1 protein-coding gene and 1 pseudogene are annotated in these 881 nt (G+C 65.3%); both read right to left on the minus strand.

Annotated features, from left to right (window positions below):
* Positions 1–508, minus strand: a 508-nt coding sequence (locus tag ABD357_RS37535; protein WP_344395809.1) for an alpha-amylase family glycosyl hydrolase, incomplete at its 3' end; no start/stop codon positions are given.
* Positions 505–881 (minus strand): annotated as a pseudogene (locus ABD357_RS37540) (alpha-1,4-glucan--maltose-1-phosphate maltosyltransferase); the annotation flags it as partial. The gene ABD357_RS37535 and the pseudogene ABD357_RS37540, both read right to left, overlap by 4 nt.

Genomic DNA, 881 nt, shown 5'->3' on the forward strand with positions numbered 1-881 from the left:
AGGTCCAGTTGGAGGCCTCGGTGTCGACGAAGATGATCCGGGCGTCCTGGTACTGCTTGTCGTCGTCCGCCCACACGTAGTAGTCGCCGTACGGGCCGTCTGGATCCCGGCGGGATTCCTGGAACCAGGGGTGCTGGTCGCTGGTGTGGTTCATGACGAAGTCGATGATCACGCGCATGCCGTGCTGGTGCGCAGCGTCCACGAACGCGACGAAGTCCGCCAGGTCCCCGAACTCCGGCAGCACCGCCGTGTAGTCGGAGACGTCGTAGCCGCCGTCGCGCAGGGGTGATTTGAAGAAGGGCGGCAGCCACAGGCAGTCGACGCCGAGCCACTGCAGATAATCCAGCTTGGCGGTGATGCCTTTGAGGTCGCCGATGCCGTCGCCGTTGCTGTCCTGGAAGGAGCGGACGAGGACTTCGTAGAACACCGCGCGTTTGAACCACTCCGGATCGCGGTCCTTGGCGGGGGTGTCTTCGAAGGTGTCCTGAACGGGCTCGTTGACGATCATGATGTGGGTGACCCTCCGATCGGTGAGGACGGTCGCAGGACCTTGAAGACGTGCGCCGGCTGCCTGCCGGGCTCGAGGCGCACGTAGTTGGCCCTGCCCCAGTGGTAGGTGACGCCGGTGAGCTCGTCGCGCACCGGCACGGTCTCGTGCCAGTCCAGGCCCAGTCGCGGCATGTCCAACGAGACCGTGGCCTCCTGGGTGTGATGAGGGTCGAGGTTGACGATCACCAGGACCGTGTTCGAGCCACTGCGTTTCGAGTACGCGATGATCGCGTCCTGGTCCGCCTGGTGGAAGTGGAGATCCCGCAGCTGGCGCAGGGCCGGGCTGTGCCGCCGGATCTCGTTGAGCCGGGTGATGAGGGGGGAGATGCTAC

This window comes from Streptomyces vastus (assembly GCF_039532825.1).
Lineage (GTDB): Bacteria > Actinomycetota > Actinomycetes > Streptomycetales > Streptomycetaceae > Streptomyces > Streptomyces vastus.